The following is a 14,412-nucleotide window of genomic DNA, read 5'->3' as shown; positions in this document are numbered from 1 at the left end:
CTGTTAAATTCATATGGTTATTTATTTATTTTTACGTTATTTATTGATTCTTCAAGTATTCTAAGTACCGTATCCTCTCCACTTCTAAGAGGATTTATTCTTATCATTTTCTTAGATAATAGGGGATTGTAGCTTCTAAAAGTTCCCGATAATCTATAAAACATGGGTACAAATTCATACTTAGATTCTGCACCTACTGGATTTGGTGCTGCACCTAACTTTTCTGCCTCCTCTAAAACTTTATCTGCAATTTCTTCTTCTAATTCCACCAATACAACCTTTGATTGTGCATTTGCGATAAATGCATTACTTACACCTTCAACTTCCTTATTTAGCAGTCTCTTGACTATATTTTCACTTACTTCAGCTTGAATTGCTAACATAACTGGAGCATATACTAGTCCTTTCAAAGAATCTATTGCTTCATGCCCTTGTACTTGAAGCCCCCCTGAGTAATTTGTCTCTATTAGTTTATTAATATATTTTTCTTTACCTACTATACACCCTATGCCTTCTGAACCTAATATTTTAAATAATGAAAAACAAGATAAGTCAGCTCCTCCTTCTACTCCAATATAGGGGACTTTCATAACTGCATAGTTATCATCTGTTATTACAGCTATATTTTCATCTACTTCTTTTATAGTTTTTATCACATCTCTAACCTCATATGAATCTTGAGGTTGTTGTCTTGTATATTGAACTATTGCACCTTTTATATCTTCATTTCCTTTTAAAACACGTTTTATATCTTCTAAATCATTAAAATCTGCCTCTACTGTGTCTATACCTAGCATATCTATGGATACACTTGTTGTTGGATATACTGGTGCTTTGTGTATAAGTACTTTATTTCCTCTTTTTATAGATGAATAAAGCGCTGTTCTTATAGACATCGTACCTGCACCTCTCACTAACATAGCTTTTTCTGAATTAAAAAACTTTGCTAGTACCTTTTCCACCTTGAGAGTCATTTTTGGTTTATTCAAACCCTTTACAACACCTAAATCACCTCTAGTTAATATTTCATCTCCCTTAAACTCCTTTGTTATTTCATCTATAAGTCTAAATTGTAACTGTGTAGCTTCCTTTAATGATATACTTTTTAACGGATAAGTTTTCATGCTGTATCTCCTTATTTAAATAATTGTTTCGGATTTTCTACTAATATCTTAGTTAGACTATTTTCTTTAACTCCACGTTCTCTTAACATAGGTATAAACGTTTCAAATAAATAATTGTATCCTATTCCACCCTTATACTTAAGGTGAGATTTTCTAGTTATATCCACTGACAATAATACTCTTTCTTCTAAATTTCGAGCTATTATTTCATACAATAAATCTACTCTTTTATTTTCGTCTAGATAATTAACTTTTCCTATAGTATCAAATTGAACATATATACCTTGGTCTATAAGTCTTAATATATAGTCTAAATCACCACTTAAATCTACATGCCCTATTACTACTTTAGACAAATCAACTCCATAATACTTAAATAGTTGAACCTGTTCCATACCATAGGTTCCTAGTGTTGTATGGGTAGTTATAGGTACACCAGTTTCCATATGGGCTATTGCAGATGCTTCAAAAACTTTTTTCTCTAAATCTGTCATACAATTTTTACTCGTACCTATTTCACCTATGATACTTGCTTTAATATCAGTATCATCTATACCTAAATCAATTTCTTTTATCATTATGTCTGCTAACTCTCTGTTTGTTTTCGAGTTAACCTCTTTCGGTAAAAATGGCTCTTTATAAAATCCTGTGGATAGTAAAAAATTAATGTTAGTTTCTTCTTGTATTTTTTTTATATAATTTAAATTTCTGCCTATACCTATATTTGTTACTTCTATTATATTCCTAACCCCACTTGCATATATTTCTCTCATCTCTTTTATAGTTTCTTCTTGACAATCTAGTTTGCAATCTTCATTTTCTTTAATTCCAGATAAATCTATATACATATGCTCATGACATAATGTAATTCCGTCTACTAGTTTCATAACTTATACTCCCTAAATAATCATAAACTCAGCTATTCTAAATCAAACACTATACTATTTTTTCTTAGCTCATAGTTATCTTTAAAATACCCTTCAAACACCTTGTTTTTACTTATGTTTTGATCAATATATCGCCCTAAATCTAGCATATTTTTTGTCATATTATTATCAAAACTATATAAAACAAACGCAGAACCTAACTCCTTATCAGGAATTGATAGACAATTTGCATTTACCATATTTAATACTCTTATTACCCCCTTATTTGCTTTTTGTTGGAGTATTCTTCCACTATCTGAAAACATACCAACAACAGAATCTCCAATTCCATATGTATCAATATTTTTCTCATAGGATATATATATTGTATTTTTCTTATTAAGCTTATTTAAATTATCAATTAATGTTTCTCTATCACTATATAAATCAATTATTTTTGTAGTAATCTCTACTCTATCAACATTAAACCTTATGTAACTTTCATCCAACCTACTTTTAATAATGTAAATTTCATACTTATTGCTGATTTCCTTTTTTTTAAACACACTAACTGCCTTCTCAAGAACATCCATACTTTGTGCTATAAATCCTATTCCTGCTTCAAAACTTATACCATCAGTAGAATTTTTTCTAAGATTTACTTTCAGTCCCATGCCTTTTGCTAAAAATGAGTATAATTGAACTGATATAGCTGGAGCTAGCACAGATCCCCCTCCATCAGTTCCTACTCCAATATCATTTATACCTAAAAGTACGTTTATTGCTGTAGCACTTGATGACCCTGTCATAAATCTACCAGTCAATGGATTTATAAGTTTTGTATCTACAGCCCTTCCTCCTACTGATTTTTCATCGATTGTATGAAATATAAATCCCTCTTTTTTTAACTTTATTAATATTTCTCTCCCTATACCTTTAGTATCTTTTACACCCATATAATATGGTTTTTTTCCTTGTTCAATCATTTCCACATAATCTAGTATTGCATCTTCATTTACACTTACTACACTTTTACCTATATTATGTATTGCCTTAATTGTTGATTTTCCATATTTCACTACTCTTAACAAGTTAATCATTATATAAACCTCAACTTACAATTTTTTATATATTAAACTTTTAAATATGGGCTGAATAAAATCTTGAGTATAAATCATACCTAAATCTTATCCCAGCCCATCTTATATTAATTATGCTATTGGTGTATATAGACCTATTACAAATAATATATTTAATAATATACCTAATACTATTACAGCTACTGGTCCTACAGCTATCTCAACCAAAGATTTTTTAGCTGTCTTATTTAAAGCATATGCACCAGCTACAAATAAGAATCCTGTTCCCGGAGCTAAGGTATTACCTGCCATCATTGAACCTGCCATGATAGCAATTTCTAAAACTTTATTCATTGCTGTTCTTACATGGTCACCAGATTTTTTTATTCCTGGGAATTTATCAAGCCCTGCAGCAGCTTTTTCTAGTAATAATACCTCTAAAAACATTACTACTGACGCTACTAGAAATGCTACTATTGGATTCCCTATTAAAATTATTCCTACTACAAATACTAGTGTTGTTCCTACTGGTCCATATACGCCTGTAGTTATTGCTGTTGTATATACAAGAGGTATAAAACCTATAGCTCTAGCAAATGCTGCAATAGATGCTTCTGTACTTTTTCCAGCACTCAATAGTTCTAATGATGTTGGATCTCCTGCAAAGAAACTTAGAGAAGTTGCTGCTGCTACAAGTCCACCCATCACTGCTATTACAAATATGTTCTTCTTTATATTTTTTAATCTTTCTGCAAATATACCGACTAAAGCCTGATTGGAATTACTTCCATCACTTTTTTCAGACATAGCAAATGCCAACATCATAAGTACACCTACCAATAAAGCCATTCCATCTGCACTTAACTTAACTGTAACATCTCCTACTGGTATAACACCATATTTTACAGTTATCTGATTTACAAGAGCTATTACTATAAATGTAATTGCTCCCTTACCAAACCCATGTTGATATCCAACAACAATTGCTGGAAATATTGAAAATGCTGCAACTACAGGTGAACCTACACTTCCTAATGCATCTAGGAAATTTACTGGTAGCATTGCAAATAAATTTACCACTATTTCAAGTCCATAAACTATGCCTACTCCATATAAAGAGCCTATAACTCCAGACAATATAGTTCCTTTTTTGGAATCTGGACACCATGTTCCTATAATATCTGACCCCAATAATATACTATGTGCCAATATTATTGGTGAGCCTATAGAAAACGGTATCCCAAATCCTATAACTAATCCAAATCCTAATGCAAAACTAGTAGCTGCTAATTCTGCACGTGTCATTCTACCTTCTATGTACTCAGGCATAATAGGTCTTAATGCATCATTAAAAGTTGCTATCCCTTTATTTACTAATATACATGACAGACCTCCTAATGAAGCTGCAACTATATACTTAAATATATTAGCCATATCAACTGTTAAGTAATATATTACTGAAAATATAATTCCTATACATACTAGTAACACAGCCTTTTTAAAAATATCATTTAAATTCTTAGTTTCCACTGTTCGTGTATCCATACAAAACACCTCCCTTTATTATCCTAAGATTTTCTCTAATATAATCTCAATTACTTGTTCTGCATGCTGTGGTGTAAATCCATAAGCTTTCTTTCCTGCCTCTATACCTTTTATGATTTCTTCTTTTGATAACATGCTTCCTGGCATTGAAGCTGTTAAACACATTGGCATACCTAATAAAGCTATAGCCATCGCTAATGCTCCACCCCCACCTGTATTACAGGCTCCAAAATAATAGTCTGCTTGTCCATTTTTCATTGCCATAGCAGCCTCCAAATCACTTTTAACTTCTATTGATACCTTACCCTTAGCTATCTCTTCTATCTTTTTAGCTATCCTATCTTTATCCATTTGTCCACCTACTACTATTTTTAACATACAATATATCCTCCCCAATATATAAATAATTTTTATTTATTACCTACTAATGTACTCAGATGTAACATCATAAATCTTACCTCATTTTCATTAAATTTAATTGGCAATTTTAAATTCATATCATCCCATAGATTCTTTGCTTGTTCATAGTTTTCATTATTTTTAATATCCTCAAACAAAAATGAATCCATTTCGTCAACAATCTTACCTTGTTGTTGTCTAGATATTGCCATTGCAAAGTGAGTAATCATCCTAGCCATATTGTCTGATTCTTTATCAAATCCTTTTGATTCCAATTGATTTATCACATAGATTAAATAGTCTTTAGTACTTTCGTCTATCATTCCTGCATGATATAACATCATAATTCTTGTTTCCATAATCCACCTCTCACTTTTTTGATTAATGTACAATTTTCTGTACTTTAAGTTTAAAAAAATATTCAATATACAGTTTTTTGTACTTTAAGTTTAAAATTTAACTTATACTGTATAGTATAATTTCTTTTTTTTTATTTGTCAAATATTTTCTAACATTTTTTGCTAATTTTCAATTAGTATCTTGGTGATAACCTGCCATCTATAACATCTTGTTGTACCTCTCTCACTTTTTTAGCATCTACAAATTTCTCAATGAATCCCTTTATTCCTAGATTATTTTTATTAATTACAATAACTGCTGTATTTGATTCTTTACTAGTATTACTTTTTAAATCTCTATGCTTTAAATGTATTTCTTTCTCTTTTATTTCATCTATAGACCATACTGCCGCATCTATTTCTTTATTTAATATTTTTGTTACAATTTGATTATATGACATATCTACAAATTCTACATCTATTCCTTCAAACTCTTTTAATGTTAGTGAATATTGGTCTATAGACCTTCTATCTACACCTACTCTCATGCCTTTCTTTATCTCGATATCATCTTGCCCTGAAAACACTAATACATGTTTATTTACATAGCTATTTTCACCTAAATCTAAAACTATTTCCATATCTTCATCAGTACTTAATATGCTTGTAGCTGCTAATTTAGATGTTATTGCAAAGTCATATCTTCCTGATTTTAAACTATTTATTCTTGTTTCTGCACCTCTCATATATGCCATAGCTATAGAAAATTCTTCCTTTTCTAGTGTTATATTCAATCCTGTGGCTAGCCCTTCATATAATTTTGAATATGGTAAAGGCATTACACCTACTATAGTGTTGTATTTTGTAAAGTTCCATAAAATTTTATAATCTACTTGTGATAAAAATGTACCTAAATGTCCCTTTCTTTCTAAAGAAATTGCACCTACCTGTTCAAAATGCTTAATTACAGATTGTATAGTTCCTCTACCAACTTTAAATTTGTTGCTATATTCATTTATAGTCTTTATTTTATCACCTACTGATAATAATATTAATTCTCTTGCTATATTTATTGTTATAAACCCATTTTTATTTAGAAAATTTTTATCTAATTGCATTTTATACTCCTTACTTTAAATATTAACTACATTCATATTGTCTGTTATTTATGTCAACATTATACCATATAATTCCATATTCCATACAAAAATAATCAATAAATAAAATTGATATTACTTAAACTGTCAAATTATTGCCCATGCTACTAATATTAAAAATGTGATTGTATCAAAATAGAGATAAGACTCTTTTTCATTATTGAAATGATAAAAATATACTTGATTTCATACAAAAAAGAGTGCCTCATGAACTAAAAAGTTCATTTTGAGACACCCACATTACAGTTATTTAAATATTTTTTAATATTTTTTCTTCCATTTTGCGCTTCTACCTCTTGCAACAACTTCTATCTTATCTTGTTTTCTTAGATTATTAAAAACTCTATTTATAGTAGGTTCTGGAATATCAGGACATAAATCTCTTATATCTTCTTTTGTAAAATATCCAAGAGTAGAATTTATTATTTTTTCTATTCTACTAGTTTTTGTCTGCCTTTTCTTATCAGATATATTTAAACTATCATCCAACTTCTCATATGCAGTCAATATTGTCTCCAAAAAATACTCAATCCACGCATTCATATCTGCTTTTTCATTGCCTATGGAAGCTTTCAAATAATTTAGATTACTATAATATTCATATGAACTATCATCAAATATTTTTCCTAAACTAATATATCTTCCAACTTCATATCCATTTTTATTTAGTAACAATAGAATAAGTACTCTCGCCATTTTTATATTACCTTCTTTGAATGGATGTATCAATATGAAATCTAACACAAATGCTGAAATTAATATTAATATATCAATTTCATCTTCCTCTACCAATATATTATAAGCTTCACATATTTCTTCTACAGCTTTTTCGACTTTATTGACACTTGAATCAATACTTATAAATTCACTAGATTTTAAATTATGTTCAATAAAATCATTATCTGACTTATAACTTCCTCCTCTAGTAGATGAAAATTTATATAAGTATCCATGAAGCTCAAGAATTGTTTGTGAACTTATTGGAATACTTTCATAAGCACTGTTAATAGTTTTTACTACATCTCTGTATTCAACAATACTTAATTCCTCTCTACTTCTAGGTGTAACTTCATTACTTATTAACTTTTCTAAATTAAAATTACTACTATCTCTTTGATTTCCAATGTGTGTAGACTCTGAACAATCTACTAAAGACTTTTTTTCTAGGCTTTCCAAAATTTCTTTTGGTTGTTTTTTGTAAAGCAGTTGTCTACCCTTATATTCATTTATCTTAGACAACATTCTAGCTACATTCATGTTTACATACATATTTTTTAATTTGCTTTTCTTTGTAAATTCCATAAAATCACTCCATAATCAGAATTTCTCTTATCCTTAACAGCGGTTTTATTTTATCATATAATCGTATTTTTTGCAATTTCTTGCTCAATTATCTGAATTTAATTTTTTATTCAGTAGTTATCTCATTTAATCTTTCATTTTCATTTAACTTTTCACTTTTAGGAGTATATCTTTTTAACTCTCTAAACACAACTATACCTGTAATTACTGTGGCTATAAAGTCAGATACTGGTTGAGCTGTCCATACACCCTGTAAACCTAAGAATGTAGGAAGAATTAGTACTGCTGGTATCAATAAAATTACTTGTCTTAAAAGGCTCAATAACATAGCCATTTTAGCTTTTCCTATAGATTGTATAAAGTTTGTTCCTGTAACTGATAAGCCTACAATTGGCAACATAAGTAGATATATTCTTAACCCATTAACAGATATATTCATAAGTTCAGGGTCTTTATTAAATATACCTATAATAGCTTCTGGGAAAAGCATAATTACTACCATACCCATACATAAAATTATGGTAGCTACTACCAGTGAACCTAAATATGCTTTTTTAACTCTATCATATTTTTCAGCTCCATAATTGAAACCTATAATAGGTTGCGCCCCTTGATTTATTCCAAAGATAGGCATTAAAAATACCATTGCAATAGAAGAAATAGTAGCCATAGCCCCTATAGCTAAATCTCCACCATGAGTTTTAAGTGCAATATTAGATATTACTTGAACTAAACTTGCTGCAAGTTGCATCGCAAATGGCGACATACCTATTGCAAACACTGCTTTTACTAGTTTTTTATCTAATTTTAGATTAGATTTACTAAATCGTAAGTTTGATTTTCCACTTATATAATATCCTATAGTTAAAATAGCTGTCAGAGCTTGAGAAGTTATTGTAGCAATTGCAGCTCCTTGTATTCCCAAATTGAATCCAAATATCAATGTCCAGTCTAAAACTATATTAGTTAAACATCCTACTATCATTATTCCTGCTGAAATTTTAGGACTACCATCAGCTCTTATTGAGTGGTTTAAAGAAAAGGAAAGAAGATTTACTACTGTACCTAATAATATAATGTTTATATATGATTTTGCATATATTAAGGTATTTTCACTTGCTCCAAACAATGTAAGTATTTTATTTGCAAATAATATTCCAAATATCATTATGATAATTCCTGTTACTACAGATAAAGTCATTGCATTTCCTATAAGTTTTCTTGCATCTTCTACTTTACCTTGCCCAAGCTTTATCGATATGGTAGTAGTAGTTCCTATACCTATCAACATTCCAAATGCAAGTATTATTGTCATTATTGGCATTGTTACACCAAGACCTGTTATTGCAAGTGGTCCAACTCCTGGTATATTTCCAATAAAAATTCTATCTACTACATTATATAAACTATTTACCAACATACCTATTATAGCTGGTATAGAATATTTAAGTAGTAATTTACTAATTCGTTCTGTTCCTAATAATTGTTGATTTTCCATCAAGTCTCCTCCTTCTTCTAATATTCAATTTTCCACATATTACAAGGGAGGTGCAAATGCCCTCCCTTAATATTAACTACTTTTTAAATATTAATTTTATATATCTATTATATACCACTTTAATCAAAAAACCAAACTTTTCTAGTATAAAATTTTTTTAACAGATAAAAATAAAGTGAATATATAGATGATATCCTTAGTAATATACCCATATTTTCTAAGTTAAAACTACTATTTAATACTTTATTTAAAAAGAATAAAGTACGAACTCGAAATAAAAATACACATGAATATCATAATAATATAAAAATTAATAAACAAATTTCATTAATAAATTTAGACATATTTTTTCCTAACTAAAATAAACCGATAAAAAAATTTTATAATATATAATTCACAACCTCAATATGAACTTGTGTCCACCTAGTTTCATAATATATAAGAGTAACTAATTAAATGGAATTAATTTATGGTTACAAAATATTATAATAAAGGAGATAAGTTAATGGACAATTGTTCAGGTAATCATTATCATAAAGGATGCAATTCATGTTGCGATTCTTGTGAATATTTTCCATGTTGTATAACTGGTCCACGAGGACCAAAAGGTGCTACCGGTCCACAAGGGCCTACTGGGGCTACTGGTCCACAAGGGCCTACTGGTCCGGGAGTAGGAGCAACTGGCCCTACTGGAAATACTGGGCCTACTGGGGCTACTGGACCTACTGGCTTTGGTATAACTGGGCCTACTGGAAATACTGGGCCTACTGGCGCCACTGGTATCACTGGACCTACTGGCGCTACTGGCTTTGGTATCACTGGGCCTACTGGAAATACTGGGCCTACTGGCGCCACTGGTATCACAGGAATTACTGGACCTACTGGAAATACTGGACCTACTGGCGCCACTGGTATCACTGGTATCACTGGACCTACTGGAAATACTGGACCTACTGGCGCCACTGGTATCACTGGACCTACTGGCGCTACTGGCTTTGGTATCACTGGGCCTACTGGAAATACTGGGCCTACTGGCGCCACTGGTATCACAGGAATTACTGGACCTACTGGAAATACTGGACCTACTGGCGCCACTGGTATCACTGGACCTACTGGCGCTACTGGCTTTGGTATCACTGGGCCTACTGGAAATACTGGGCCTACTGGCGCCACTGGTATCACAGGAATTACTGGACCTACTGGAAATACTGGACCTACTGGCGCCACTGGTATCACTGGACCTACTGGCGCTACTGGCTTTGGTATCACTGGGCCTACTGGAAATACTGGGCCTACTGGCGCCACTGGTATCACAGGAATTACTGGACCTACTGGAAATACTGGACCTACTGGCGCCACTGGTATCACTGGACCTACTGGCGCTACTGGCTTTGGTATCACTGGGCCTACTGGAAATACTGGGCCTACTGGCGCCACTGGTATCACAGGAATTACTGGACCTACTGGAAATACTGGACCTACTGGCGCCACTGGTATCACTGGACCTACTGGCGCTACTGGCTTTGGTATCACTGGGCCTACTGGAAATACTGGGCCTACTGGCGCCACTGGAGGAATATTAAGTTTTGCAGACTTTTTTGCATTAATGCCTCCTGATAATGCAGCAACAGTTGCACCTGGTATTGATGTAAGCTTTCCCCAGGATGGACCCTCTGGCGGTTCAGTTATTACACGTATAAGCCCTAGTGCATTCAACTTGTCATTAATTGGCACATATCAAATATTATTTCAAGTTGGTGTAGATGAAGCAGGACAATTAATTTTAACCCTTAATGGTGCTGATCTATTATACACTGTGGTTGGTCGAGCAACAGGTACTTCTCAAATTATAGGTATGGCACTTGTTACTACCAGTACTATTAATTCAACACTAACAGTAAGAAATCCTGCAGGTAATTCAACAGCATTAACAATTACACCTCTTGCAGGTGGAACAAGACCTGTTTCTGCACATCTTGTTATAACACAACTTTCATAAAACAAATAATGTTAAGCAAGTGAGGTAATTGTTACAAAAACATTAAAAAATAAACTTAATATTAATTCGAATATAAAAATAATAGAGCTGTCTCAAAATTGAGACAGCCTTATCTTTTGACAAAAAATAAAAAACAGATTCCTATGAACCCATAATCTATGTAACAATTGTGATATGAAAAATGGACAATTAGAATATGATTATAATGTTCAAATTGATGTTGAAAGTAATCATATAATGATTTTAGATGTTAGCAGTAACAAATCTGATGTAACTAAACTTATACCATATATTTTAGATAATATAAAAAACAATTACAATAAAGAATTTAAAAATATTGTTTGTGATTATAGATATGAAAGTGAAGAAAACTATAAGTATTTAAAAGAAAATAATTTAAATTCTTATATCAAACCATTAAATTATAAGCAAATTAAAAAGAAAATATGTACATTTTATTATATAAAAATAAATTTAAAAGGTAATAGCATGATGATACAAATAGTGGCTTTAGGGCAATATTCCAAAGAAAATAGTTATATTAAATTGATAAATATTTAAATTAACTTTATCTAATACTTAACATGTTCATTTTATATTCTCCATAATTTTTTTATTTTTACTACAATACTATAATATCGTGAATATACTGCTTTAACCATAAAAATACCCTAACAATTAGCTTACATATTTGTAAGTCAATTGTTAGGGTACCTCATAGTCTAATAGTTATTAATCATTAATCAAATTTAAAGCTTAAATGATTTTCAAATTCATCTAATGGCATAGGTTTAGCAAATAAGTATCCTTGGACTTTATCACAACCTATTTCTTTTAAGAATTCTACTTGCTCATAAGTTTCTACTCCTTCACAGATTACTTCAATATTAATTGCTTTTGCCATCTCCACTATTTTAGAAATAATAATTTTTCCACGTTTTGTATCTGTTGTTTCAATTAAAAATCCTCTATCTAATTTTAAAACATCAAAAGAAAGGTCTTTTAATAGATTTAAAGATGAATATCCTGAACCAAAGTCATCCATTGATATAAGAAATCCTATTTTTTTAATCTTTTTCATTATATTAATCAATATGTTTAAGTTATCAAATACAACACTTTCTGTTAGTTCAAGTTCGATAAACTCAGGAGATATATTGTATTTATTTATCAAATCAGTTATATTTTCTATAAAATTATCTCTGTATAAATGAACCCTAGACATATTTACAGATATTGGTACAGGAGTATATCCTTTATTTATCCACTTATTCAAGGTTTTGCATACTTCTTCAAATACGAACATATCAATATTTACAATGAAACCATTCTTTTCAAATAAAGGTATAAAATCTGCAGGTGAAATAAATCCCAGTTCTGGGCTATTCCATCTTATCAAAGCTTCTGCTCCTTTAATTTCATTTATATCATTTAGACTATACTTAGGCTGATAATGCAATATAAATTCACCTTTTTCTAGAGCTTTATTCATATTATCTTCCAATTGTTTTTCCTTATACAATCGATTCCTTGTATCTTCATTAAAAAACGAATATGAATGTTGATATTTTTCCTTTTTACTTTTTGCTGCAATATTTGCCCTATCAATTAACAAGTCAATCTTTTTAATATCATCTTTTTTAGTAACCTTATATATACCACTTGACATAACAATTTTATATTTAGATGAATTAATAGTTTTTAAATTGCAAATTTCATTATTTATCTTAGACAATCTACCTAAAAGTTTATCTTCAGTAGCACAGGAAATCAACAATATAAAATGGTCATTATCCATCCTAGCACAAATTTCATATTTATTCATATTGTTATTTAAAACCTGTGCTATATGTATTAATATCTTATTTCCTTCAGCATAACCAAACATCTCATTTATGTATTTAAATTTATTGACATCTAGTTGTACCAAGTAAAAATTATCCTGATAATAATTCTTTAAAATATACATGGAATCTTTTCTAAACTTTTCTTTGTTTTTTATTCCGCTTAAAGAATCATAATAAGCTAGCTTCTTAAGTCGTTCTATTAATTTAGCATTACTTAATTTCCACAATATCATAAATATTACTATATAAAAATACAATTTGATTATAAAATTAACTATCAGACTTTTAAAATTCTTAAATATATTACATTTTAATACTAAAGTCCAATTAGTCCACTTTATGTTCGTATATTTTATGTTATATAATCTCCAATTATCCCAAGATAAAAAATTATCTTGATGCTTTTCATTTATATTTTTTAAGGTTTTATTTTTAGTCGTTCTTATAATATTTCCTTCTAAAGTAAGTATCTTACTTTTATCATTTACATACTTTTTATTTGGATGAGAAATAATAGTATAATCTTTATCTATCATTAGAAATTTAATAGAATCATCAAAACTACTTCTATTTATTAAATTATTTACATCTTGAAAATAAAAAGAAGCAAAAATGGTTCCAACAACCTCATTATTTTTTATAATAGGTACATATATAATAAATACTTTATCACCTGTCACATTGCTAACTTCAATATCTGATACTACTACTTGCTTTGTTTTAATTGCTTTCTCAAAACTAGGCTTATCTTTTATTTGGCCAACCTTTTCCCTATATGTACTTGAAGTATTTCCTTTTGTATCCGTTATACCAATCATAAAAAGATTATATTCTTTTTGATATGGTGTTAATAATTTTCCTTTTTCAATTAAAGATGTTTCACTATTAGAAAATCTATCATCTTGACTAAGAGCTTTTAATAAAGATGTGTTTACTTTTAAATAGTCTTCAAGTTCTCTTTTTGACGCCTCAATCATATTTCTAGAAGTAACTTCCATATAATTACTTGCATACATAATAGTGCTCGTTAAATCAATCAAAACTAATAGTATTAATAAAATTAATATATGCTTAAAAGCTAACCCACCAAATACTTTTTCTTTTCTCTTCATATTAAAATACCATTAATTATACAATTTGTTTTTCTGTTACCTAAGGTTAAATTTAACAAATTTGATTTTATTCTCCACACATTACTCCCTCCTTATAAAACCTTTACTTATATATTTTATCATAATTACACAGAACTATGTTACTT

General features: G+C 29.9%; 12 protein-coding genes. 2 read left to right on the top strand and 10 right to left on the bottom strand.

Annotated elements, in window-relative coordinates; all coding sequences use genetic code 11:
• Positions 1-17: 17 nt before the first annotated feature.
• The 9 genes from JJC02_07500 to JJC02_07460 form a co-directional block, all read right to left on the bottom strand.
• Complete coding sequence (locus JJC02_07500) at positions 18-1,124, bottom strand: aminotransferase class V-fold PLP-dependent enzyme (protein UDN56004.1); 1,107 nt, start codon at positions 1,122-1,124, stop codon at positions 18-20.
• 11 nt (positions 1,125-1,135) lie between these two features.
• A complete protein-coding gene (locus tag JJC02_07495; GenBank protein ID UDN56003.1) occupies positions 1,136-2,011 on the bottom strand; it encodes a phosphotriesterase-related protein in 876 nt (291 codons plus the stop codon).
• Between the two features lie 32 nt (positions 2,012-2,043).
• Positions 2,044-3,090 (bottom strand): hypothetical protein, encoded by a 1,047-nt coding sequence (locus JJC02_07490; GenBank protein UDN56002.1) that lies wholly within the window; start codon positions 3,088-3,090, stop codon positions 2,044-2,046.
• 111 nt (positions 3,091-3,201) lie between these two features.
• The gene (locus JJC02_07485) at positions 3,202-4,503 is read right to left on the bottom strand and encodes a YhfT family protein (protein UDN56398.1); all 1,302 of its coding nucleotides are present in this window, start codon (positions 4,501-4,503) and stop codon (positions 3,202-3,204) included.
• A 129-nt stretch (positions 4,504-4,632) separates the two neighbouring features.
• Positions 4,633-4,992 (bottom strand): DUF2620 domain-containing protein, encoded by a 360-nt coding sequence (locus JJC02_07480; protein ID UDN56001.1) that lies wholly within the window; start codon positions 4,990-4,992, stop codon positions 4,633-4,635.
• 32 nt (positions 4,993-5,024) lie between these two features.
• A complete protein-coding gene (locus JJC02_07475; GenBank protein ID UDN56000.1) occupies positions 5,025-5,372 on the bottom strand; it encodes a PRD domain-containing protein in 348 nt (115 codons plus the stop codon).
• Between the two features lie 173 nt (positions 5,373-5,545).
• Complete coding sequence (locus tag JJC02_07470; protein UDN55999.1) at positions 5,546-6,469, bottom strand: hypothetical protein; 924 nt, start codon at positions 6,467-6,469, stop codon at positions 5,546-5,548.
• Between the two features lie 300 nt (positions 6,470-6,769).
• A complete protein-coding gene (locus JJC02_07465) occupies positions 6,770-7,810 on the bottom strand; it encodes a Fic family protein (protein ID UDN55998.1) in 1,041 nt (346 codons plus the stop codon).
• A gap of 106 nt (positions 7,811-7,916) precedes the next feature.
• Positions 7,917-9,308, bottom strand: coding sequence for an MATE family efflux transporter (locus JJC02_07460; protein ID UDN55997.1), 1,392 nt, complete (start codon positions 9,306-9,308; stop codon positions 7,917-7,919).
• 505 nt (positions 9,309-9,813) lie between these two features.
• Here JJC02_07460 and JJC02_07455 point away from each other — a divergent pair.
• Together JJC02_07455 and JJC02_07450 are read left to right on the top strand one after the other, a co-directional pair.
• Complete coding sequence (locus JJC02_07455) at positions 9,814-11,307, top strand: hypothetical protein (protein UDN56397.1); 1,494 nt, start codon at positions 9,814-9,816, stop codon at positions 11,305-11,307.
• 174 nt (positions 11,308-11,481) lie between these two features.
• On the top strand, positions 11,482-11,868 hold the full coding sequence (locus tag JJC02_07450) for a hypothetical protein (protein UDN55996.1): 387 nt from the start codon (positions 11,482-11,484) through the stop codon (positions 11,866-11,868).
• 178 nt (positions 11,869-12,046) lie between these two features.
• Here JJC02_07450 and JJC02_07445 read toward each other — a convergent pair whose 3' ends face one another.
• Positions 12,047-14,266, bottom strand: a complete 2,220-nt coding sequence (locus JJC02_07445) for an EAL domain-containing protein (GenBank protein UDN55995.1) — start codon at positions 14,264-14,266, stop codon at positions 12,047-12,049.
• Positions 14,267-14,412: the final 146 nt, after the last annotated feature.

It is taken from the genome of Clostridioides sp. ES-S-0054-01 (genome assembly GCA_021561035.1).
Taxonomy (GTDB): Bacteria; Bacillota; Clostridia; order Peptostreptococcales; family Peptostreptococcaceae; genus Clostridioides.
Note: the sequence above shows the minus strand (reverse complement) of the source record. Positions and strands in the feature narration are given on the sequence as shown.

Coding starts and splice junctions, on each gene's coding strand:
- JJC02_07500 (UDN56004.1), bottom strand. CDS start 1,124: ATGAAAACTTATCCGTTAAAAAGTATATCATTAAAGGAAGCTACACAG.
- JJC02_07495 (UDN56003.1), bottom strand. CDS start 2,011: ATGAAACTAGTAGACGGAATTACATTATGTCATGAGCATATGTATATA.
- JJC02_07490 (UDN56002.1), bottom strand. CDS start 3,090: ATGATTAACTTGTTAAGAGTAGTGAAATATGGAAAATCAACAATTAAG.
- JJC02_07485 (UDN56398.1), bottom strand. CDS start 4,503: ATGGCTAATATATTTAAGTATATAGTTGCAGCTTCATTAGGAGGTCTG.
- JJC02_07480 (UDN56001.1), bottom strand. CDS start 4,992: ATGTTAAAAATAGTAGTAGGTGGACAAATGGATAAAGATAGGATAGCT.
- JJC02_07475 (UDN56000.1), bottom strand. CDS start 5,372: ATGGAAACAAGAATTATGATGTTATATCATGCAGGAATGATAGACGAA.
- JJC02_07470 (UDN55999.1), bottom strand. CDS start 6,469: ATGCAATTAGATAAAAATTTTCTAAATAAAAATGGGTTTATAACAATA.
- JJC02_07465 (UDN55998.1), bottom strand. CDS start 7,810: ATGGAATTTACAAAGAAAAGCAAATTAAAAAATATGTATGTAAACATG.
- JJC02_07460 (UDN55997.1), bottom strand. CDS start 9,308: ATGGAAAATCAACAATTATTAGGAACAGAACGAATTAGTAAATTACTA.
- JJC02_07455 (UDN56397.1), top strand. CDS start 9,814: ATGGACAATTGTTCAGGTAATCATTATCATAAAGGATGCAATTCATGT.
- JJC02_07450 (UDN55996.1), top strand. CDS start 11,482: ATGAAAAATGGACAATTAGAATATGATTATAATGTTCAAATTGATGTT.
- JJC02_07445 (UDN55995.1), bottom strand. CDS start 14,266: ATGAAGAGAAAAGAAAAAGTATTTGGTGGGTTAGCTTTTAAGCATATA.